19 protein-coding genes are annotated in these 22248 nt (G+C 65.3%); 15 read left to right on the plus strand and 4 right to left on the minus strand.

Annotated features, from left to right (window positions below; all coding sequences use genetic code 11):
• Positions 1–33: 33 nt before the first annotated feature.
• From ACQ4WS_RS02490 to ACQ4WS_RS02560, 15 genes are all read left to right on the plus strand, one after another.
• Complete coding sequence (locus ACQ4WS_RS02490; RefSeq protein ID WP_436473359.1) at positions 34–1986, plus strand: secretin GspD/PilQ domain-containing protein; 1953 nt, start codon at positions 34–36, stop codon at positions 1984–1986.
• The gene (locus ACQ4WS_RS02495) at positions 1983–3398 is read left to right on the plus strand and encodes a tetratricopeptide repeat protein (protein ID WP_436473361.1); all 1416 of its coding nucleotides are present in this window, start codon (positions 1983–1985) and stop codon (positions 3396–3398) included. Before ACQ4WS_RS02490 ends, ACQ4WS_RS02495 begins: the two co-directional genes overlap by 4 nt.
• Before the next feature lie 7 nt (positions 3399–3405).
• On the plus strand, positions 3406–5109 hold the full coding sequence (locus ACQ4WS_RS02500; RefSeq protein WP_436473363.1) for a GspE/PulE family protein: 1704 nt from the start codon (positions 3406–3408) through the stop codon (positions 5107–5109).
• Positions 5109–6314, plus strand: coding sequence for a type II secretion system F family protein (locus ACQ4WS_RS02505; RefSeq protein WP_436473365.1), 1206 nt, complete (start codon positions 5109–5111; stop codon positions 6312–6314). The genes ACQ4WS_RS02500 and ACQ4WS_RS02505 overlap by 1 nt, the downstream gene beginning before the upstream one ends.
• 7 nt (positions 6315–6321) lie before the next feature.
• Positions 6322–7884 (plus strand): hypothetical protein, encoded by a 1563-nt coding sequence (locus ACQ4WS_RS02510; RefSeq protein WP_436473366.1) that lies wholly within the window; start codon positions 6322–6324, stop codon positions 7882–7884.
• Complete coding sequence (locus tag ACQ4WS_RS02515) at positions 7881–8579, plus strand: hypothetical protein (protein ID WP_436473368.1); 699 nt, start codon at positions 7881–7883, stop codon at positions 8577–8579. Before ACQ4WS_RS02510 ends, ACQ4WS_RS02515 begins: the two co-directional genes overlap by 4 nt.
• On the plus strand, positions 8576–9004 hold the full coding sequence (locus ACQ4WS_RS02520) for a hypothetical protein (protein ID WP_436473370.1): 429 nt from the start codon (positions 8576–8578) through the stop codon (positions 9002–9004). The genes ACQ4WS_RS02515 and ACQ4WS_RS02520 overlap by 4 nt, the downstream gene beginning before the upstream one ends.
• A complete protein-coding gene (locus tag ACQ4WS_RS02525; RefSeq protein ID WP_436473372.1) occupies positions 9001–9735 on the plus strand; it encodes a hypothetical protein in 735 nt (244 codons plus the stop codon). The genes ACQ4WS_RS02520 and ACQ4WS_RS02525 overlap by 4 nt, the downstream gene beginning before the upstream one ends.
• Positions 9732–10448: a type II secretion system protein gene (locus ACQ4WS_RS02530; protein ID WP_436473374.1), complete on the plus strand. Its 717-nt coding sequence runs from the start codon at positions 9732–9734 to the stop codon at positions 10446–10448. Before ACQ4WS_RS02525 ends, ACQ4WS_RS02530 begins: the two co-directional genes overlap by 4 nt.
• Positions 10448–11221, plus strand: coding sequence for an ABC transporter permease (locus ACQ4WS_RS02535; protein WP_436473376.1), 774 nt, complete (start codon positions 10448–10450; stop codon positions 11219–11221). The genes ACQ4WS_RS02530 and ACQ4WS_RS02535 overlap by 1 nt, the downstream gene beginning before the upstream one ends.
• Positions 11221–11943 (plus strand): hypothetical protein, encoded by a 723-nt coding sequence (locus ACQ4WS_RS02540; RefSeq protein ID WP_436473378.1) that lies wholly within the window; start codon positions 11221–11223, stop codon positions 11941–11943. The genes ACQ4WS_RS02535 and ACQ4WS_RS02540 overlap by 1 nt, the downstream gene beginning before the upstream one ends.
• 87 nt (positions 11944–12030) lie before the next feature.
• Positions 12031–12603, plus strand: coding sequence for a prepilin-type N-terminal cleavage/methylation domain-containing protein (locus ACQ4WS_RS02545; RefSeq protein ID WP_436473380.1), 573 nt, complete (start codon positions 12031–12033; stop codon positions 12601–12603).
• Positions 12604–12630: 27 nt separating this feature from the next.
• Positions 12631–12993: a YgiW/YdeI family stress tolerance OB fold protein gene (locus tag ACQ4WS_RS02550; RefSeq protein WP_436473382.1), complete on the plus strand. Its 363-nt coding sequence runs from the start codon at positions 12631–12633 to the stop codon at positions 12991–12993.
• 393 nt (positions 12994–13386) lie between these two features.
• Complete coding sequence (locus tag ACQ4WS_RS02555; RefSeq protein ID WP_436473384.1) at positions 13387–17865, plus strand: PAS domain-containing protein; 4479 nt, start codon at positions 13387–13389, stop codon at positions 17863–17865.
• A complete protein-coding gene (locus tag ACQ4WS_RS02560) occupies positions 17862–18785 on the plus strand; it encodes a diguanylate cyclase domain-containing protein (RefSeq protein WP_436473386.1) in 924 nt (307 codons plus the stop codon). Before ACQ4WS_RS02555 ends, ACQ4WS_RS02560 begins: the two co-directional genes overlap by 4 nt.
• Here the strand turns inward: ACQ4WS_RS02560 and ACQ4WS_RS02565 are convergent, their stop codons facing one another.
• Genes ACQ4WS_RS02565 through ACQ4WS_RS02580 form a run of 4 tightly spaced genes read right to left on the minus strand, consistent with a single transcriptional unit; the run spans position 18786 to position 22080 of the window.
• The gene (locus tag ACQ4WS_RS02565) at positions 18786–19241 is read right to left on the minus strand and encodes a MaoC family dehydratase (RefSeq protein WP_436473388.1); all 456 of its coding nucleotides are present in this window, start codon (positions 19239–19241) and stop codon (positions 18786–18788) included.
• Complete coding sequence (locus tag ACQ4WS_RS02570; RefSeq protein ID WP_436473390.1) at positions 19234–19731, minus strand: MaoC family dehydratase; 498 nt, start codon at positions 19729–19731, stop codon at positions 19234–19236. Before ACQ4WS_RS02570 ends, ACQ4WS_RS02565 begins: the two co-directional genes overlap by 8 nt.
• Positions 19728–20873, minus strand: a complete 1146-nt coding sequence (locus ACQ4WS_RS02575) for an acyl-CoA dehydrogenase family protein (protein ID WP_436473392.1) — start codon at positions 20871–20873, stop codon at positions 19728–19730. Before ACQ4WS_RS02575 ends, ACQ4WS_RS02570 begins: the two co-directional genes overlap by 4 nt.
• Before the next feature lie 16 nt (positions 20874–20889).
• Complete coding sequence (locus ACQ4WS_RS02580) at positions 20890–22080, minus strand: acyl-CoA dehydrogenase family protein (RefSeq protein ID WP_436473393.1); 1191 nt, start codon at positions 22078–22080, stop codon at positions 20890–20892.
• Between the last annotated feature and the right edge of the window lie 168 nt (positions 22081–22248).

Raw genomic sequence — 22248 nt, forward strand, 5'->3', positions numbered from 1 at the left:
AAAGCACAACACGACTCCAAGGGCGAACTTTTCATGACTCAACACCCTATTTCTGTGCTGGCCTCGTGGGTCGCCCTCGCCTGCAGCAGCGTGCTGGCCGGCTGCGCCACGCATCAAACGCCGCTGTCGCCTGTGCACCTCAATGCCGCGCCCCTTCCCGCCGGCGTCATTCCCGAACCGGTGCAGCAAAGCAGCGCGCTGGCCGCGCCCCTGCCTGCGCCCAAAGTGGAAACCTACAGCGTCACCGTGCACAAGGTACCCGTGCAATCGCTGCTGTTTGCGCTGGCGCGCGACGCCGGCATGAATATCGACATCCACCCGCAGATCGAAGGCAGCGTCACCCTGAATGCGCTGAACCAGACCCTGCCACAACTGCTGGCGCGTATCGGCAAGCAAGTCGATATGCGCTACGAAATCGATGGCAAGAACCTGACGGTGTTGCCCGACGCGCCCGTGTGGCGCAATTACAAGGTCGATTACGTCAACATGGCGCGCAGCACCAACAGCAGCGTGAATATCGCCACGCAAATTTCCACGGCAGGCGGTGGCTCGAACAATGCCAGCAACCCCGTTGGCAGCACGCAAGGCAGCGGTGGCAACGGCAATAACAATTCGACCACCCTGGTGGTGAATCGTTCGGAAAATAACTTCTGGTACAGCCTGGAAAAAAATATCCGCGACCTGCTGCGCGAAACCACGCTCAACGACGTGCAGGTGGACCCGCTGGCACAGCTGAACCAGCAATTGACGAGCATGCCCGGACAGCAAGGGCAGCAAGGCCAGCAGCAGAACCCGGCCGGCAACTCCCCTGCCACCGGCGCCACCGGGCAGTACGGCGCCCAGCCGCCGATGCAGAATGGCGCTCAATATGCGCCTGCGCCGGGCCAGCAGGTGACCGGCCAGAACACGAATCCTGGGCAGCCGCTGGACGCGAACGGCATGCCGCTGTTAAAACTGGCCAACAAGGGCAGTCCCTCGTCCGTCGTCGTCAACGTGGAGGGTGGCTTGATCGCCGTGCGGGCCACGGGGCGCCAGCATGAAAAGATCGCCGAATTCCTCGACGCGGTATTGCACAGCGCCAAGCGGCAAGTGCTGATCGAAGCGACCATCATCGAAGTGCGCCTGAGCAATCAATACCAGCAAGGCATCAACTGGGCGCGCCTGACGGGCAGCCTGAGCCTGACCCAGAAGCAAGTGGGCTCTGCGGCCCTCAGCAGCGGCGTGACACCGGGCGCCACGCCCGGCATCTTCGTGCTCAATTACCTGAAAGACAGTTTTTCCACCACCATCCAGCTGCTCGAATCGTTCGGCAAGGTGAAAGTGCTGTCCAGTCCGAAGATCAGCGTGCTCAACAATCAGACGGCCATGCTGAAGGTGGTCGACAACAATGTCTTCTTTACCATCAAGGTGACGCCCGCCGTGATCAGCTCGACGGGCACCATCACCACGCCGGCCACGTATGAATCGAAACTGGAAACGGTGCCCGTCGGCTTCGTCATGAGCGTCACGCCGCAGATTTCCGACAGCGATGAAGTAACCCTGAACGTGCGCCCCACCATCACGCGCATCGTGGGCTACGTGCAAGACCCGAATCCGGCCCTGGCCACCGCCAGCGTAGTGAGCCGCGTGCCCGTGATCCAGGCGCGCGAACTGGAATCGATCATGAAAGTGGGCAATGGCCAGATCGCCGTGATGGGCGGCCTGATGCAGGACTCCATCGACAATGCCAGGGATGGCGTGCCGGGCCTGTCCAGCCTGCCGTTGGTGGGCAATCTGTTTACCTACCGCAATGAGGCAAGCAGCAAGACGGAGCTGGTGATCTTCATGCGCCCCGTCGTAGTCAAGGATGCCAGCGTCGATGGCGATTACCGCGACTACCGCTACCTGCTGCCCGGCCAGGCGCCGCTCAACAGCCAGCCTTACACGGATGGCCCGCCTGCGCCGGCCGTCCGGCCGCAGGCGCGCCTGCAGGGAGACTTCCCATGAGCTTGCTGATGCAGGCGCTCAAGAAGGCCGAGCGCGCCAAGCAGAACAGCCTTTCCGACGAGGAACTGGAAAAGCCGTCCGAAGCCTACGACCAAGTGCTGGAACTGGCGCCGGCCGACGCCCTGCCGCCCCATCCCGCGCCTGCCGCGCCAACGCCGACGCCCGCGCAGCCGGCAAGCACCTTGCGCCTGGAACCGCTGGCGGACGCGCCCGCGCCGCAGCCGGCGCGCAATGCGACCCAGCCAGATTCACAGCCAGCTGCGCAGCAAGGCGCGCAGCCAAGTCCGCAGCAGCCCCCTCGCCCCGAACCGCCGCCCGCCCGGCCCCGTGCCAGCCGCAGCAATCCGCCGCCGAAAGGGCCCACGGGGCCCATCAGCGTCGACCCGGCCACCGTGCGCCTGGCCGTGCTGCTGGCGATATTGCTGCTGGTGGCCGGTTCCATGGCGTACTGGTACTGGCGCGCCAGCAGCAGCCCCGGCGCGGGCGCCAACCTGCCCGGCGTGCCCATGCCGCTGACGGACGCTCCGGGCACGGCCGGCGTTGCCGGTCCCGTGCTGGTGGTGCCGGCGGCGGGCGGCGCCATGCCGGACGCCCCTGCGCCCGCACCGATGCCGCAGGATATGCCGAGCGAACAGCGCCCGCCAGCCGGCGCGGCGGAACAGCAGGCGATGATCCAGGCGGCAGCCCAGGCCGCCGTGGCGGCGCAGCTGGCGCACATGGCGCCGCCCGCGCCGCCCAGCCTGCCGCCGGTGGCCGCGCCCGAGAATAGCCAGATCCAGGTGCAGCGCAGCGTGGCCGCGCCGCAAATCAACCCCGGGGTGCAGCAAGCCTATCAAGCCTTCAACGGGGGCCAGCTGGGCCTTGCTCGTCAGCAATATGAAACGGTGCTGCGGCAGGATGCCACCAACCGCGACGCGCTGCTGGGCCTGGCGGCCGTGGCCCTGCGCGAGCAGCAGGGCGCGCAGGCGGCGGCGCTGTATGTGCGTTTGCTGGAAATCAATCCCGACGATGGCGAGGCGCTGGCCGGCCTGATCGGGCTGCGCCAGGGCGACGTGGCGCAGAGCGAGGCAAAATTGAAGGCGATCCTGGCGCGCAGCCCCGACAGTGCCCCCGTGCTGTTTGCACTGGGTAATGTGTACGCCAAGCAGCGCCGCTGGAACGAAGCGCAGCAGCAATTTTTCCGTGCCTACGGCGCCGCGCCCGGCAATCCCGACTATGCTTTCAACCTGGCCGTGGGCCTGGACCGCCTGAACCAGCCCCGGCTGGCCGCCACGTATTACCAGCGCGCCCTGACGCTGGCGCAGACCACGCCCGCCGCGTTCGACCAGGCCGTCGTGCAAACGCGCTTGCGCGAACTGGCGACCCCCTCGGCCCCGGCCGAGCCGGCCACCATCACACCCCGTCAGGAATAAGCATCACATGGCAGAACAGGCAAAACTTCCCCTCGGCAAGCTGCTGATCCAGAAAGGCGTGATCAGCGAAGACCAGCTGCGCATCGCCCTGATCGAGCAGCGGCGCAGCAGCGAACCGCTGGGCAAGCTGCTGATCACCCTGGGTTTTGTCACGGAAGCAACCGTGCGCGAGGCCCTCAGCGAGAACCTGAAACAGGTCAGCGCGGACCTGGCTAGCCTGGTGGTCGACGCCATCGCCTTGAAACTGATCCCCAAGGACGTAGCCAAGCGCTACCGCGTCTTCCCCATCGTCTACGAGCGGCAGGCAGACAATCTGATCCTGGCCATGGCCGACACCAGCAACATCGTGGCGCTCGACCAGATCAGCGCCATGCTGGTCAAGGGCATCACGATTTCCACCGTGCTGGTCAACGAATCGGACATTTCGCGCGCCATCGACCAGTACTATGGTTTTGAGCTGTCGATCGACGGCATCCTGCATGAAATCGAGACGGGCGAAGTCAGCTATCAAAGCATGGCGTCGCCATCGGACGAGTACAGCCAGCCCATGGTGCGCCTGATCGATGCGCTGCTGGCCGATGCCGTGCAGAACGGCGCCTCGGACATCCATTTCGAGCCGGAACAGTCGTTCCTGCGCATCCGTTATCGCATCGACGGCATCCTGCGGCAAATCCGCAGCCTGCACAAATCGTACTGGCCGGCCATGGCCGTGCGCCTGAAGGTGATGTCGAACATGAATATCGCCGAGGCGCGCGCGCCGCAGGATGGGCGCATCAGCATCAAGTTTTCCGGGCGGCAAATCGACTTCCGCGCCTCGGCGCAACCCACCACGCATGGCGAAAACGTCGTGCTGCGCGTGCTGGACCGGCAAAAAGGCATCGTCCCCCTGGACGCGCTGGGTCTGGCAGAAGCGGAACTGAAGCTGCTCAAACTGATGATCGCGCGCCCCGATGGCGTCATCCTCGTGACGGGCCCGACGGGCAGCGGCAAGACCACCACCCTGTATTCGATACTCAACCATATCAATACGGAAAGCGTCAACATCATGACGCTGGAGGATCCGGTCGAGTATCCGATGAACATGATACGCCAGACTTCCGTCAACGAATCCGTCAAGCTGGGCTTTGCCGACGGCATCCGCTCGATGATGCGGCAAGACCCGGACATCATCCTGGTGGGCGAAATCCGCGACCGCGAAACGGCGGAAATGGCCTTTGCCGCCGCCATGACGGGCCACCAGGTGTATTCCACGCTGCATACAAGCTCGGCCATCGGTTCCGTGGCGCGCCTGCTCGACATCGGCATCCTGCCCGACATCATGGCCGGTAACATCATCGGCATCGTGGCGCAGCGCCTGGTGCGCCGCTTGTGTCCGCATTGCAAGGAAACAGCGGTCGCCGACGACGTCGAGCGCCGCCTGCTGGGACTGGCGCTCGAAGCGCCTCCGGTCAACATCTGCCGCGCCGCCGGCTGCGAGCGCTGCGCGCACCAGGGTTACAAGGGCCGCCTGGCGATCATGGAAATCCTCAAGATGACGGCCGAACTCGACGAATTGACGGCGCGCCGCGCCAGCTCGCGCGAATTGAAGAACGCGGCGCGCGCGGCCGGCTTCAAGGGCATCGTCGACGATGGCATGCGCCGCGTGCTGGAAGGCGTCACCACCCTGGAAGAAGTGGGCCGCGTGGTCGACCTGACGGAAAGGCTGGCCTGATGGCGCAATATGTCTACCGCGCCATGGATGCCGCCGGCGCGCTGATTCCCGGCAGCATGGAAGCGGCCAACGTGCCGGACCTGGAAGCGCGTTTGCACCGCATGCAGCTCGACTTGATCGACTGCAAGATCACGGGCCAGTATCTGGTGCTGCTAGGCAAGCGCATCATCCACCGCCGCGACCTGATCAATTTCTGCTTCCACATGGAGCAGTTGACGGGCACGGGCGTGCCCATCCTGGAAGGCTTGAATGACTTGCGCGAAAGCACGGACCACCCGCGCCTGCGCGAAGTCGTCACGGATCTGATCGAAAGCATCGAGGGCGGCTTGCCCCTGTCCGGCGCGCTGGCCCAGCATGGCGACATTTTCGACGCCACGTTTACCAGCCTGATACTGGCGGGCGAACAGAGCGGCAGGATCGCCGACGTCTTCAAGAACCTGTCGGAAAGCTTGAAATGGCAGGACGAGCTGGCCTCGCAGACGCGCAAGATCGTCATGTACCCCGTCATCGTGGCCATCGTCGTGGCGGCCGTGACGTTTTTCCTGATGATTTATCTCGTGCCCCAGCTGACGGCCTTCATCCGCAACATGGGCGGCGAGCTGCCGCTGCATACGCGCGTACTCATTGCCGTGTCGAATGTGTTCATCGATTACTGGTATGTGCTGCTGACCTTGCCCGTGCTGCTGTTTTTCGGCTTGCGCGCCCTCATCCGCAGGAGCAGCGCGGCACGCTATGCGTGGGATGGACTGAAACTGCGGCTGTGGCTGGTCGGCCCCGTGCTGCACAAGATCATCCTGGCCCGCTTCGCCACGTTTTTTGCCCTGATGTATGCCTCCGGCATCACGATACTCGAATGCATCCGTTTGTCCGAAGGCATCGCCGGCAACCAGTTGGTAGCGGCCGGCCTGCGCCGCGCCGCGCAGCTGATCAGCGAGGGCTACGGCGTCACCGCCGCCTTCCAGCACACGGGCATCTTCCCGCCGCTGGTGATCCGCATGCTGAAGGTGGGCGAAGCGACGGGCTCGCTGGACACGGCCTTGCGCAATGTCAGTTACTTTTACAACCGTGAAGTGAAGGAATTGATAGAAAAAGTGCAGGCCATGATCGAGCCGGCCATGACGGTCATCCTGGGCTTGCTGCTGGGCTGGATCATGCTGTCGGTGCTGGGGCCGATCTACGACACCATCAGCACCATCAAAACCTGAGGCCGCCGTGTTCCGCAAACAATTACTTTACATTACCAGCGACGCCCTGTGCGCCTACGACTGGGACCACGGTGCGCTGGGCCAGGGCCAGGCCTTCCCCGCCAGCGCGGCCGGACTGGACGGTTTCGCCGCCTGGCTGGAAGACCCGCAGGAGCGAAGGCGCGACGTGCCCGTCTACCTGCTGACGGACTTGATCGAGGAAGATTTCCAGCGCCAACTGCTGCCCCACGTGCGCGGCAAGGCGGGCCGTGCCTTGCTGGAGCGGCGCAAGCAACAGTTGCACCGCGATACGCCCTACCGGGGCAGCACCCTGCTGGGCCGCGAAAACACGGGCCGCCACGACGACCAGGTGCTGTTTTACGCCCTCACCAATCCGTCGCTGCTGCAGCCGTGGACGGAGGCGCTCGAACACTTGCGCCTGCCCGTGGCAGGCATCTATTCAACCAGCCTGCTGAGTATCGCGCTGGTCAAAAAGCTGTCGATCGCGCATGAACACTTGCTGCTGGTGACGCAGCAGTCAGGCGGCTTGCGGCAAAGCTATTATGAAAAAGGCCAGCTGCGCTTTTCGCGCCAGACGGCCACCATCGCGCTCGACGGCGTGGCCGTGAATATCGCGCTGGAAACGGAAAAAACGCGGCAATTTCTCACCAGCACGCGCATGCTGGCGCGCGGCGACGTCCTCAATACCGTCATCCTGGCGCCGGCCGCGCAGATCGCCAAGCTCGAATTGCTGTGCGACAACGGCGTGGAAGTGGCCTACCACTTCATCGACCTGCAGCTGGCAGGCGAACGGGTAGGCTTGCGCCAGACGCCGGCGCTGGCCGACGAATTGCTGCTGACCTTGCTGGGCAAGCATCCACCGCCCAGCCACTATCCGCCCGGCGCGCTGGCCCGCTATTACCATTTCCAGCGCGCGCGCAACACGCTGTATGGCGCCAGCGCACTGATCGGCGCATCGGCCGCCCTGTGGTGCGTGATTAATTTACTGGGCGGCATTGCCGACGGGGCCGCCACGCAGCGCCTGGCGCAGGAAACGGCGTCCGACCAGGAACGCTACCGCAGCGTCATGTCGACGCAGCCGCCGGCCCCGGCCAAGACGCAGAACATGAAAGTGGCTGTCACTCTGGGCCAGATGATCGCCAGGCAGGCGCCGGAACCGGGCCGCCTGCTGGGCATGCTGGGCGCCGCGCTGGAGCAGGCGCCGCAAGTTGCACTCGGCCAGCTGCACTGGCATGCGGGCCGCGCGCCCGCGCGCGTGGCCGGCGGCCAGCCAGCGCAGCCGCAGGATGCGAATACGCCGCCCCGCAGCGCCCTGGCCGGCATCCCTGTCGCGCCGCCGCAGGCGCTGCGCCTGGAAGCGGACGTGGCCATGCCGAACAATGATTACCGCGCCGCACTGGCTGCCATCATGGCCTTCGCGCAAACCCTGGCACGCCAGCCGGGCATGCAGGTGACGATCGAGGAAACGCCGCTGGACTTGCGTCCCAGCGTGGCCCTGTCCGGCAAGAGCGCCGCGCCGGCGCCGGACAGCCAGGCCCGCTTTACCCTCTTGCTGGAGTGGCAGCCATGAGCGGCCCCGTCAAGCAGCCCCCCCTGCCCGGCATGCAGCGCGCTGCCACACGCACGCACACCCTGCCCGCCTGGCTGGGCGAACTGCACCTGGTGCGCGGCGCCCTGCTGTGCTTTGCCCTGACCCTGCTGGCCAGCGTGGTGCTGCTCAGCCTGAGCGCGGCCTACCGCATGCGCGAAGCGCAACGGCTGTACCTGGCCCAGCACACGCGCGCCGCGGCCGCTACCCTGTTCAACCACGCGGAAACGGAAAAGCAGGAAATCCGTGCCTACGAACCGCAATTCCTGGCCCTGCGCCAGCGCGGCCTGATCGGCGAGGAAAACCGCCTGGCCTGGATCGACGCCATCCGCCACAGCCAGGAACAGCGCAAATTGCTGCCGATCAGCTATGACATCAGTGCCCAGCAAGTGCTGCAGGTGCCGTTGCCCATGGTGATGGGGCAATATCATTTGCGCGGCAGCCGCATGCGCCTGCAGATGGATTTGCTGCACGAGATGGACTTGCTGAACCTGTTTGACGATTTGCGCCAGGCCGGCTATTTCGCCGTGCAGGATTGCACGCTCAAGCGCCATGCAGCAGCCGGGACTGGCAACGGCAAGGCAATCGCCACGGGCGCCATGGCGCCCGTCCTGGGCGCCGAATGCGAGCTGCTGTGGCTCACCGTCAACAGCGTGCCCGTGCCGGGGCGGCCATGAGGCACATCCGCGTCCCGTGCGCCCTCATCCTGTGTGCGCTGCTGGCCGGCGCCGCGCTGACGGCCCGCGCCCAGTCACCGCAGCTGGGGCGATTGTTCCTGTCGCCCGAGCAACGTGCCCAGCTCGACGCACAGCGCTACGGGACGCCACCGTCCGATCCCGCCCTGGCTGCGCCGCCTCCGCCACCGCCACCGCCGCCCGCCCCGCCCCTGGAATTGAATGGCGTGGTGCTGCGCAGCAGCGGGCGCTCCACCGTCTGGCTGAACCAGGAAGCGCAGAACGAGCCGCACAACCGCCTTGCCAGTGGCAAGTCCGGCACATTGACCCTGCGCCTGTCGAACGGCCAGATGGTGCTGCTCAAACCCGGCCAGCGCTACGACCCGGCCAGCGGCACGGTCAGCGAAGTGCAGGAGACGCCGCCATGACGCCACGGCAAACTCATCGCAAACCGCGTCGCCAGCGCGGCGCCGCCCTGTTGCTGCTGGTGGCCGTGCTAGGCCTGGGCACAGCCAGCCTCCTGATCAGCGCCTTCGGCCGCCGGTCGGGCGAGGCCGAACGCCAGCAGCGTACCCTGGCCACCCTGGCGCAGGCGCGCGAAGCCTTGCTGGGCTTTGCGGCGACCAATGGCCGCCTGCCCCGTCCGGCCGCCTCCGCCCTCGACGGGCGCGAACGGGCGGCCGACTGCGCCGACGATGCCGCATGCAGCGGCTTTTTGCCGTGGGTCGCCTTGGGCGTGGACGGCGTGGATGCCTGGGGCAAGCTGCTGCGCTACAGCGTCACGCCGGAAATGGCGCGCGCCCCCATCGTCTCGTTTTCCGCCGTCGCCAACAGAGTCGTGCTCGAGCGCGACGCGCGCGGCGATTTCACTTATGTGGCGGGACAGGACCAGTGCGACGTCAGCGCCCAGTGCCTGCCTGTCGTGCTGTTCTCACAAGGCAAGGATCAGCATGGCACGGCTGCCAGCGGCGTGACGCAGATCAATACGGCACGCGGCAATATCGACGAGGCCGCCAACGACAGCGCCAGCCGCCGTTTCATTGCCCGCCCCGCCAGCGGCAATGCCGCGCTGCCGGGCGGCGCCTTTGACGACATGCTGACCTGGATTACCTTGCCCACCCTATACCAACGCATGCGCGCCGCGCGCAACCTGCCATGAGCAAGATTTACGCCTCCCGGCGCCACCAAAGCGGCTTTTCCCTGATCGAGATCGCCATCGTGCTCGTCATCGTCGGCCTGATGATAGGCGGCCTGGTGACGCCCTTGACGGTGCAACTGGAACAGCGCAAGGTGACCGACACGCAACAGGCGCTGAATGAAGCGAAGGAAGCGCTGACGGGCTACGCGCTGCGCTACGGCTACCTGCCGTGTCCCGCCGTCTCCGCCATGAGCGGCCTGGAAGACCGGCGCGGCACGCGCTGCACGGGCGAAAAACGCGCCGGCTTTCTGCCGTGGGCCACACTGGGGCTGCTTCCGGGCGACAGCTGGAACCATCTGTTGCGCTACAGCGTGACGCCGGCCTTCAGCGACAGCGGCCAGCAGTTCAACCTGGGCACGCCGCGCGATATCAGCATCGTCACGCGCCATGGCGGTGCATTGCTGCAAGCGACAGCCTTGAACGACATCCCCGCCATGATCATGTCGCACGGCAAGAACGCTTTCGGCGCCACGAGTCTGCAGGGCCAGCGCCAGGCTGCACCTTTCGGCAACAATGTCGACGAGCGCAACAATGCATCGAACGCCACCACCTTCATCAGCCGCGCCGCCAGCGGCCCGCAGCAGCCCGGTGGCGAGTTCGACGACCTCGTCGTCTGGCTGTCGCCGAACATCCTGTTCAACCGCATGGTGACGGCGCAAAGGCTGCCCCGCTGATGCCAACGTTCTTTCCCGCCCTCACCATCGCCCGCTACACGCTGCTCGAAGCGCGGCGCAGCCGCCTGCTGTGGCTGTTCGTATTGGCCGCCTGTGGCGCCACCGCCCTGGCCGGCTTCCTGCAGCAACTGGCGCTGACGGAAAGCGGCGCCGTGCAGGCGGCGCTGCTGGCGGCCACTCTGCGCCTGGCCAGCGTCTTCCTGCTGGCCACCTTTATCATCACCGGCATGGCGCGCGAAGCGGCCGACCGGGGCCTGGAATTGCTGCTCGCGCTCCCCATGCCGCGCGCCGCCTACCTGCTGGGCAAGCTGCTGGGCTATGGGCTGCTGGCGGCCGTGCCCGCCTTGCTGTTCGGCCTGTTGATGGCGCTGTTCGCCGCACCCGGGCAAAGCGCGCTGTGGGCGCTGTCGCTGCTAGGTGAATTGTGGATCGTCGCCGCCTTCAGCCTGCTGTGCGCGGCCAGCCTGCAACAGGCGCTGCCGGCGCTGGCCGCCACGGCCGGCTTTTATCTGCTGGCGCGCATGCTGGGCAGCCTGCAACTGCTGGCGCACGGCCCGCAGGCGGGCGATTCCTGGCCGCAACAGGCGATGGCGGGCGCCATCGACGCGCTGGCCCTGCTGCTGCCCCGCCTCGACGCCTTTACGCGCACGGAATGGCTGCTGTACGCCACCGGCGACTGGCAAGCCTTGGTGAGTGTGGCGGCGCAAACGACCATCTATGTCGGCTTGCTGGCCAGCTGCGCGCTGTGCGACTTTTACCGCAGGAACATCTGATGGCCACCGCCCAGCGCCCCTGGAGCAGCGTGCCGCGCCCCCTGTGCTGGCTGCTGGCCGCCTGCCTGCTGCTGCAGCTGGGCTGGCGCCTGGCGCAGCAGCACGCACCGCCACAGGCGCGTCCGCTGCCTGCCGCGCCGCCGGCGAGCATGGCGCGTCTGGCCAGCCTGGGCGAGCCGCTGGCCATGGCTAAGGCCATGCTGCTGTACCTGCAATCGTTCGAGGACCAGCCCGGCGTCAGCCTGCCCTGGCGCGCACTCGACTACGACCGCCTGGCGGGCTGGCTGGAGACGGCGCAAACGCTCGATCCACGCAGCAACTACGCGCTGATGGCCTCCAGCGAAATCTACGCTGGCGTGGCCGACCCGCAACGCGCGCGGCGCATGCTCAATTTTGTCGCCGCCAGCTTCGCGGCCGACCCGCAGCGCCGCTGGCCCGCCATGGCGCAGGCCGTGCTGGTGGCGAAGCACCAGTTACACGACCTGCCGCTGGCGCTCGGCTACGCGCGCGCCCTGCGCCGCCTGGCGACGGGGCAGCAGGTGCCGCCATGGGCGCGCGAGATGGAAGCGTTCATCCTGGAAGACATGGACCAGCTCGACAGCGCCCGCCTGGTGATCGGCGGCCTGATCGCCAGCGGACACATCAGCGACCCGCAGGAACTGGCTTTCCTGGCGCGCCGGCTCGACGAACTTGCCAGGAAGAAAGCAAAGGCGGCGCCATGAGCCGCCGTTCGAAAGACCCTGCGCATCCGGCATCAATTGCAGTAAACTGCTCTCTCAAGTTGTCGCACTTTTTTTCAAGGAAATCCCATGCTCCCACGCCGCCAGCACGGCTTTACGCTTGTAGAAATCGCCATCGTCCTGGTCATCATCGGCTTGCTGCTCGGCGGCGTGTTGAAAGGACAAGGCTTGATCGATAGCGCCAAGGTGAAAAACATCATCCAGCAATCGAATGCGCTGACGGCCGCCGTCAATGCCTACCAGGACAAATTCCGCGCCCTGCCCGGCGACGATATTCAGGGCACCACCCACGTGCCCAATTCGGCCGGCAACGGCAATGGCGACGGCCAGATCGGCGACGGCCAGCCGCGCGAATTCACGCTGGCGCCGCAACACCTGGCGCTGGGCGGCTTCATTACCGGCGCGTTCAACGGCACCTCGCAATTCATGACCAGCGCCCAGGGCGGCGCCGTCTACCTGTACAACGACGAAGTGGGTGGCCGCGCCGGCAACGGCATCCGTTTCGACAACTTGCCCGAGAGTTACGCGGAGCAGATCGACAGCAAACTCGACGATGGCGTGGCCGGCACGGGCAGCGTTCGGGCGAACATGCCCTATGGGAATGCCGGTGCTATCATTCCACGCACCGCCGTGTTTTTCTGAGCCTCCCGTCACTATCAAAGGAATAGCATGTCACTGCACCGCAAACTCATCCTCTCCCTGGCCGCCTGCGCCTTGCTGGCCGGTAGCGCGCAAGCCCAGTACGTGGGCCCGACGACCGGCCCTGCCGCGCCCGCCAATGTGGCCGCCATCCTGAAAAATCCCGTCGACGACCAAGCCGTCGTGCTGCGCGGCCATTTGCTGCGCAAAGTAGGCAACGAGAAATACACGTTCTCCGATGGCACGGCGGAAATCCGCGTGGACATCGACGACAAGGTCTTCATGAACCGCAAGATCGACGCGAAAACCCGGGTGGAAATCCGTGGCGAAGTGGAAAAGGACTTCATGGAAAGCCCTGAAATCGATGTCGACGTACTGACCCTGGTGCCGTAAGCGGCCTTGCCATCCCGCCGCCACGGCGGGATGGGTGTCACCCCTCTCCTGTATGCCTTGCGCAACCTTTTTTCCATGCCGGAAACTAAGTAATCCTCGGGAAATTATTGTGAATTTATGACGAACAGAACCGGATGCTGTGCAAGGCGCCTGCAGTGACGCAGTGCGAGCACTGCTAGCTGCGGGCAACACCGCACAGCGCCGGTTATGGAAGTCAGAAATCACCATAATTTATTGGGGGTTACTTATACTTGTCAGAACAATCAATTTCGTCTAGCATCTTTTCATTCAAGGTCAGCCAGCGCCAGCGTGAGCCTGCCTGTCGACTCATCCATTCTGGGAGCTTTCCGGGTGCAAGATTTGCCTTCGATACGCTCAAGAATTTCATGGCTGGTGCTCGCATGGGTCATTCCGACGGCGCTCGTATTTCTCTTGCTCGTGGCGCAAAGCTACACGCGCGAACGCGAGCATGTCGTCAGCGAAACAGCGCAGGCGGCGCGGGCCGTCGCCGCCGCTGTCGAACGCGACCTGAGCGGCGCCCAGATGGCCGCGCGCATCCTGGCGGCCTCGCCTGCCCTGCAAACGGACGACATCGCTGCCCTGCGCGCTCTGGCCGACAGCCTGCTGCCGCCGGGCCCGGCCTTCAGTGGTTTCATCGTCTCCGACGCCAAGGGCCGCCAGCTGATCAATACGACCCTGCCAGTCAGCCAGGCGCCGCCTCCCCTGCCGCAAAAATGGGCCGCCAGCATGCAGCGCACGCGCGACTATGGCAAGGCGCGCCTGACCAGCCTGCTCATGGCGCCGGACGAGGTGCCGCGGCTGGCCCTGAACCTGCCCTTGCCGCCTGACAAGGGTGCCGTGCACGTGCTGACGGTGCTGTACCCGGACGACTACCTGCCCTCGCTGCTGCGCGAACTGCACCTGCCAGCCTACCTGGGCGCGGCCATCATCAATGCCGACGGCATCAACGTGGCGCGCACCCTGGCGCCGCAGCGCTATGTGGGCCAGCGCAGCGTGGCGCCCCTGCTGGAACAGATACGCCAGGCGCGCGAAGGCGTGCTGCGCCATGCCACGCTGGAAGGCATCGACGTGTATACGGGCTTTCGCCGCGCTCCGGACGCCTCCTGGACGGTGACCGTGACCATGCGCACCAGCACGGTGGCAGAAGCACTGCTGCGTTCCGTCGTCACGGGATCCATCATCCTGGCACTGCTGCTGGCCACCGGCTTTGCCCTGGCCTGGCGCGTGGGCGGCCGCCTGGCCCGCACCCTGCAGGATCTGACGCAACAGATCCACGCACTGGCGCAGGGCAAAACGCTGCCTTCGAACAGGCATGCGGACCGCGAATCGGCCGACATGGCCGCCGCCTTCGGCGCGCTGGAACGCGACTTGCGGCGCCACCGCACGCAGCTCGAAAGCCTGGTGGCCGAACGCACGCTGGCCCTAGAAAAATCCACGCGCCTGCTCGAAACCGTGTATGCGACGGCGCCGATCGGCATGCTGTTCGTGGATCTGGACTTGCGCATCGTCATGATCAACCATTACCTGGCCACCATCAACGGGGCCAGCGTGGCGCAGCACCTGGGCCGTCCCGTGGGCGCCATGCTGTTCGACGAGGCCGTGCGCGCGGAAGTGGAGCGCTGCGTGCGCCAGGTACTCGGGACGGGACAGCCCATCGTCGACATCGAATTGCAAGGCTATAGCGGCCAGCAGCGCGAGCAGCTGAGTCACTGGATCGTCTCGTATCACCCGATTTTCGGCCCGGAACAGCAGTTGCTGGGCGTGTCGGGCCTGTGGCTGGACATTACAGAACGCAAGCGCAGCGAAGCAGAATTTCGCCGCTCGAAACACTTGTTTGGCAGCATCATCGAAAACATCCCGGCCATGGTCTTCGTCAAGCGCGCCGACAAGCTGCGCTTTGAAATGGTCAACCGCCACGCGGAACTGACCCTGGGACGCTCGCGCGAGCAATTACTGGGCAAGACCGACCACGACTTCTTCCCGCCGCAGCAGGCGGCCGCCTTCATCAGCGCCGACCGCAAGCTGCTGGCGACGGGGCAGATGGTGGAAATCGAACAGGAAGCGATCAATACGGCCGACGGCACCACGCGCCACTTCACCACGCGCAAGGTGGTCTTGCGCGACGATGCGGGGCGCGCCAGCCATGTGCTGGGGGTCTCGATCGACATCACCGAACGCAAGCGCGCCACCGAGGTGCTGCACGCCACCACCCGGCGCCTGGAACAGAACGAACACTTCATCCGCACCGTCACCGACAACCTGCCCGGCATGGTGTCGTACTGGGGCGCCGATTTGCGTTGCCTATTTGCAAATAAATTCTATAACGAATGGTTTGGCCGCAGCAGCGCGGAGCTGGTCGGCATCCATATGCGCGAATTGCTGGGACAGGAACTGCTCGACGTATATGCACCCCACGTGGAGGGCGTACTGGCGGGCCGGCCGCAAAGCTTCGAGCGCGACCTGCTCGATCCCGGCGGCCAGGTGTGCCATACCTGGACCAACTACATCCCCGACATCGACGACAGCGGCGGCGTGCGCGGCTTCTTCGTGCTGGCCTCGGACGTCTCCGAGCTCAAGCGCACGCAATTGCGCCTGCATGAACTCAACGAGCAGATGGTGCGCGCACGCGACAAGGCCGAGGCGGCCAGCAACGCGAAGAGCGAATTCGTCGCCAACATGAGCCATGAAATCCGCACGCCAATGAACGCCATCATCGGCCTGGCGCGCCTGCTGGAAGAGTCGCCGCTGGAACGGCGCGAGCGCAGCTATGTGGGCAAGATCCAGATGGCCACGCAGTCGCTGCTCAATATCGTCAATGACGTGCTCGATTTTTCCAAGATCGAGGCCGGCCAGATGGTGTTGGAACAGCGCCGCTTCCAGCTCGAACGCATGCTCGACAGCGTCGGCGTGTTGCTGGCCAGCAGCGCCTGGGCGCGCGGCGTGGAGCCCGTGTTCGTGCTCGCCCCCGGCGTGCCGGATGAACTGATCGGCGATGCCCTGCGCGTGGAACAGGTCCTCATCAATCTGGTGGGCAACGCCGTCAAGTTCACCAAGCAAGGCGAAGTGGTGCTATCCATTGGCAAGGTGGCCGAGGATGCGGCCGGCGTGACCCTGGAGTTTTCCGTGCGCGACACGGGCATCGGCATCGGCGCGGCCGAGCAGGTACGCATCTTCGACGCCTTTTCCCAGGGCGACACCAGCACCAGCCGCAAATATGGCGGCACGGGACTGGGGCTGGCCATCTGCCGGCGCATGGTGGAATTGATGGGCGGCACCCTCAGCGTGACAAGCACGCTGGGTCAGGGTTCCGACTTCCGCTTCCGCTGCCGCTTCGACAAGGTGGCGCCGCCCGAGCTGCCCGCCAAGGGCGTGCCCAGGGATCTGTCGCTGCTGATCATCGACGACAACGCCAGCGTGCGCGCCATGCTGGAAGACTGGTGCGCGGCGCAGGGCTGGCACAGCCGCAGCGCCGACAGCGGCGCGGCCGGCCTGGCCCTGCTGCGCCGCCACGCCAGGGGCCTGGACGGCTTGCCGCCGGCTGACCTGATACTGCTCGACGCGGCCATGCCCGGCATGGATGGCATTTCCATGCTCACCGAGGCGCGCGCCGATGCACTTCTGGCGCTGCCGCCCGTGATCATGCTGGTGGCCGACCAGGATAGCGAAAACCTCGAACGCCTGGCCGACAGCCTGATGCTGGCCGGCATCGTCTCGAAACCGGCCACCCCGGCGCGCCTGCTGGCGGCCGTGACGGCCGTGCGCGAAGGCCGCAGCAGCCCTTCCGCGCTGCCCGTGTCCACGCCCTTGTCGGGCTTGCTCACAGGCATGCGCGTGCTGCTGGTGGAAGACAATGAAATCAACCAGGAAGTGGCGCAGTACATCTTGCTGCACTCAGGCGCGCGCGTGGCCGTGGCCGCCAACGGCAAACTGGCCGTCGACTTGCTCACCAGCACGCCGGACGCCTGGGACGTGGTGCTGATGGATTTGCAGATGCCCGTCATGAACGGCTATGACGCCACCCTGGCCATCCGCGCCCTGGGTTTGCCGGACTTGCCCATCATCGCCATGACGGCCAATGCCATGGACGAAGACCGCCTGCGCGCCATCGCCAGCGGCATGAACGCGCATGTGGCCAAGCCCATCGATGTCGACGAAATGATCCAGACCCTGACCCGGCTGGTGCGCGCGCGCCCGGGTGGCGGCGATGGCGCCGTCCAGGCAGGCAATGGCGTCACGCAGACGCTGGACTTGCCAGCGACGGTGCCCGGCATCGACCTGGCGGCCGCCCTGCACCGATTCGGCGGCGACTACGGCGCCTTCCTGGCCCTGCTCAAGCGCTTTGAGAATTCGCAAGGCGACGCCGTCGAAGAAACGCGGCGCCTGCTGGCCGACGGCCAGGCGCAGCAGGCGGCGCAACTGCTGCATCGCGTGTGCGGCGTGGCGGCCAACCTGGGCGCCACGCATATCGCCAGCCTGGCCGCCGAGACGGAAAAAACGCTGAAAACGGGGCAATCGCACGCCACGCCCGCCTTGCTGGGCCGTCTGGAACACGCGATGGCCGAAGTCATCGACGCGGCGCGCACCCTGCCCTCGCCCCTGCGGCGCAGCCAGCCGGCGGCGGCCGCACCCGGCAGCGGGCCGGTCGACCTGCGCGCCGGCCTCGCCGAGCTGCTCGTCTTGATACGCAACAACAACCTGAAAGCGCTGGCGCACTTCCACGCCCTGCACCCCGCCCTGCAACAGTCAGACCGGGAAGCGGCACTGGCGATGGCACATGCGATAGAAACGCTGAATTTTGCCGAGGCGGAAAAACTCGTGCTCGATCAGCTGAAACGAGAGGAAAACAAGTGAGCTGGACCAACCTTGCCATGAACGGGCGCATCCTCATCGTCGATGACGCCATGGAAAACATCCAGATCCTGCACCAGCTGCTGCGCGAGGAACACGAAGTGCTGTTCGCCCTGAGCGGTGACAAGGCGCTGGAAATTGCGCAAAATCAACTACCGGACCTGATCCTGCTCGACGCCGTCATGCCCGGCATGGATGGCTATGCCGTGTGCAGTGCGCTGCGCGAATCGGCCATCCTTTGCGCCATCCCCGTCATCTTCGTCACGGCCCTGAACCAACCCGAAGACGAAACGCGGGCGCTGGAAGCGGGCGCCGTCGATTTCATCACGAAACCGTTCAACGCGGCCGTCGTGCGCGCCCGCGTGCGCAGCCAGCTGACCATCAAGCGGCAAGCCGACGCCATGCGCGAGCTGTCGCTGACGGACTCGCTGACCGGCGTGGCCAACCGGCGCAGCTTCAATGACACGATGGACAGCGAATGGCGGCGCTGCGCGCGCGACGGCGTGCCGATGTCCATCATCATGGCCGATATCGACCACTTCAAGGATTACAACGATACGTATGGCCACCAGGCCGGCGACCTGTGCCTGCAGCAGGTAAGCGCCGCCCTGCGCCGCTGCGCCGTGCGCCCGCCCGACCTGCTGGCGCGCTACGGCGGCGAGGAATTCATCATCCTGTTGCCGCAGGAAACACGTGACGGCGCCGAAGTGGTGGCCCAGCGCATCCTCGACGAAGTGCGCGCCCTGCACATCGCGCACGCCAAGTCCAGCGTCGGCCCGCACGTCACCGTCAGCCTGGGCATGGCCAGCGTCATGCCGACCGAAGGCATGGACCCCAGCGCCCTGATCCGCGCAGCCGACGCCCTGCTGTATCGCGCCAAGCAAACGGGACGGGACAGGTATTGCGCGTCGGAGGGGACGTGATCAGGGATAGCAGCGCATCAGGAACTCCGCCACGCACACGGGTTTGCTGTCGCCTTCGCGCTCCATGGTGACGGCCCAGTTCACTTGCGCCCCTTCCGGCACGTCCTCGACGGAGAGGATGTCGAGCCGCGCGCGCAATCGGCTGCCGACGGGTACAGGGGCGGGAAAGCGCACTTTATTCAGGCCATAGTTGATGGCCATGCGGATGCCGGCCATGTGCAGCGCCCCCTGCAGCATGGCCGGCAGCAGGGACAGAGTCAGGAAACCATGCGCCACGGTGCAGCCGTAGGGCGACTCGCGCGCGCAGCGTTCGGCGTCCACATGGATCCACTGATGGTCGTCGGTGGCGTCGGCAAAGGTGTCGATGCGCTGCTGGGTAATGGTGAGCCAGTCGGAAACGGCCACGTGCTGACCCGCCAGCGCTTGAAAACCGGTGATGCCGGCGATATCACGCATGACTCTGCTCCACAGGCTCCACCGGACGACGGCCGAACATGCCCATGCCTTCCACCGTCGTCACCACGTCGCCATGCTGGTTGCGCACGCTCCACACGGAAATGACGATGCCACGGTCCGGTTTCGATGTGGATGGACGCACTTCCTTGACCTGGTAAGTCAGCTGCAGGGTATCGCCCGCGCGCACGGGTTGGAGCCAGCGGATACTGTCCAGGCCGGGCGAGCCCATGCTGGACGAATGCTTGAGCAGATTATCCACCACCAGGCGCATCATCATGCCGCAGGTATGCCAGCCGCTGGCGATGACGCCCTTGAAGATAGTTTTTTCTGCGGCCGCATGGTCGACGTGAAACGGTTGCGGGTCGAAATCCGTGGCGAAGGCGATGATTTCCGCTTCCGTCACGTGGCGCTGGCCCAGCTCGATTTCCAGTCCCTGCGTAAAGTCTTCGAAATACCAGTGCTTGGGTTTGATTCCGGTCAATGCGGTCATGCGGTCTCCGTCGGCAAAAAGCCCGGCTGGGCGATAAAGCGCTCGATATGGTGCTCCACGTCGCCCAGGGTCAGGGCGATCATGGAGAGGCGCTTGAAATGGTGGGCGGCGGGCAACTCATCGGTGACGCCCATGCCGCCATGCAATTGCACGGCTTGCTGGCCGACAAAGGTGGCGGCCAGCCCCACGCGCGCCTTGGCGGCCGAGACCGTGCGGCGGCGCTCCGCCACGTCGTCGCTATCGACCTTGGCGGCGGCCAGCATGGCCATCGAGCGCGCTTGCTCCAGGTGAATGAACATGTCGGCCATGCGGTGCTGCAAGGCCTGGAACTTGCCGATCGGCGCGCCGAACTGCTGGCGCGTCTTCAGGTAATCGAGGGTGGCGGCAAAGAGGGCGTCCATGGCGCCCACGGCTTCCGCGCACAGCAGCGCTGCGCCATAGTCGAGCGCGGCATCGATCACGGGCCAGCCCTGCCCCACATGGCCCACCAGCGCGTCATGCCCCAGCACCACTTGCACCAGGGTCACGCTGGCGGCGCGCTGGCCGTCGATGGTGCGGTAGTCGCGCACGCAAACGCCGGGCGCGTCAACGGGCACGAGGAACAGCGAGATGCCATCCGTCTCCATCTGGCCACCGCCGCTGCGCGCCGAGACGATCAGCGCGCCCGCCTGGGCGCCGTGGATGACGACGGTTTTCTCGCCATCGAGCACGAAACCGTCGCCACTGGCGATGGCCGTGGTGGCAATATCGTGCATATCGTGGCGCGACTGCCGTTCGCCCAGCGCGCACGCGAGCTTCAGGCTACCGCCGGCGACCTGTTCCAGCACCCCATCGTGGCCGCCCGCCAGGGTGAGGAAGCGCGCGCCCAGCACGGTGGCCAGATACGGTTCGACCACCAGGCCACGCCCCAGTTCCTGCATCACCAGCAGCATGTCGACGGCCGTGCCATCGAAACCGCCCGCGCTGGCCGGCAGCGGCAAGGCCGTCATGCCCAGCTCGGCCAGGGTGGCCCAGGCGGCGCTTGAGACGCCCGTGGCTGAGTGAACGATCTGCTTGCGCGTTTCAAACGGGTAATCCTTGTCGACCCAGCGCTTGAGCGCATCGGCAAATTGCTGCTGTTCCTGATTAAAATGGAAGTCCATGTCGTCTCCTTCTGGCTTACAGGCCCAGGATCATCTGCGTGATGATGTTTTTCTGGATTTCATTCGAGCCGCCATAGATCGATGTCTTGCGGTAATTGAAGTAATACGCGGCCAGCGGCGCGGCCAGGTCGTCGCCGCCACTGCTGTGCGGCGCGCTGCCGTCAAGGAAGTCAGGATCGAAGGGCAAGGCTTGCGGGCCGAGGGCTTCGACCATCAGTTCCGTCAGCTGCTGCTGCAATTCCGAACCGCGCACTTTCAGCATCGATGCCTGCGGGCCCGGCCCCTTGCCTTCTTCACTGATGACGCGCAAGACCGTCATTTCCAGCGCCATCAATTCGATTTCCAGGTGGGCAACCTTGGCGGCAAAGGCGGGATCGTGCAGCAGCGGCGCGCCGCGCTTGGTTTGCTGCATGGCCAGCTGCTTGAGGAACGTCAATTCACGCTTCGAGCGGCCCACGGCGGCAATGCCCGTGCGCTCATGCCCCAGCAGATACTTGGCATAGGTCCAGCCCTTGTTTTCCTGGCCCACCAGATTGCTGACGGGCACGCGCACGCTATCGAAGAAGACTTCGTTTACTTCATGTTCTTCATCGAGCATGATGATGGGGCGCACGGTGATGCCCGGCGTTTTCATGTCGATCAGCAAGAAACTGATGCCTTCCTGCTTGCGCACCGTGCTGTCCGTGCGCACCAGGCAAAAGATCATGTCCGCGTGCTGGCCCAGCGTGGTCCAGGTTTTCTGGCCATTCACGATGTAATGGTCGCCATCGCGCTGGGCCGTGGTTTTCAGGGAAGCCAAGTCGGAACCGGCGCCCGGCTCCGAATAGCCCTGGCACCACCAGTCGTCGCAGTTCAAAATGCGCGGCAAGTAGTATGCTTTTTGTTCGGCGTTGGCGAAAGCCATGATGACGGGCGCCACCATGTTGACGCCGAAAGGCAAAATCGGTGGCGTGGCGGCGCGCGCGCACTCGTCTTCCCAGATATGGCGCTGCACGGCCGTCCAGCCCGTGCCGCCATATTCGACGGGCCAGGCCGGCGCGGCCCAGCCTTGCTGCGCGACTATCTTATGCCAGCGCACGTAATCGTCGCGGTTCAGGCGCAAATGCTGGCGCACCTTGCGCTGCAAGTCCGCCGGCAAATGCGTGTCGAGGAAGGCGCGCACCGTGTCGCGGAAGGCGCTCTCCTCGGCCGTGTAATGCAAGTCCATGTCTGTCTCCTTGTTCTTATAAGTTGCCGTGATGACTGCACGCAAGGAAGCTCAGCGCACAAAAAAGCACGACCGTTCTCAAGGATTGTACAACAGAATATGAGCGGCGCCAGGCCTTTTCAATGACTGGCGCCGCAAGGGGTAGTGGCTGAAGTTGCTTGAAAGTGG

The organism is Janthinobacterium leeuwenhoeki (genome assembly GCF_051380795.1).
Taxonomy (GTDB): Bacteria; Pseudomonadota; Gammaproteobacteria; order Burkholderiales; family Burkholderiaceae_D; genus Janthinobacterium.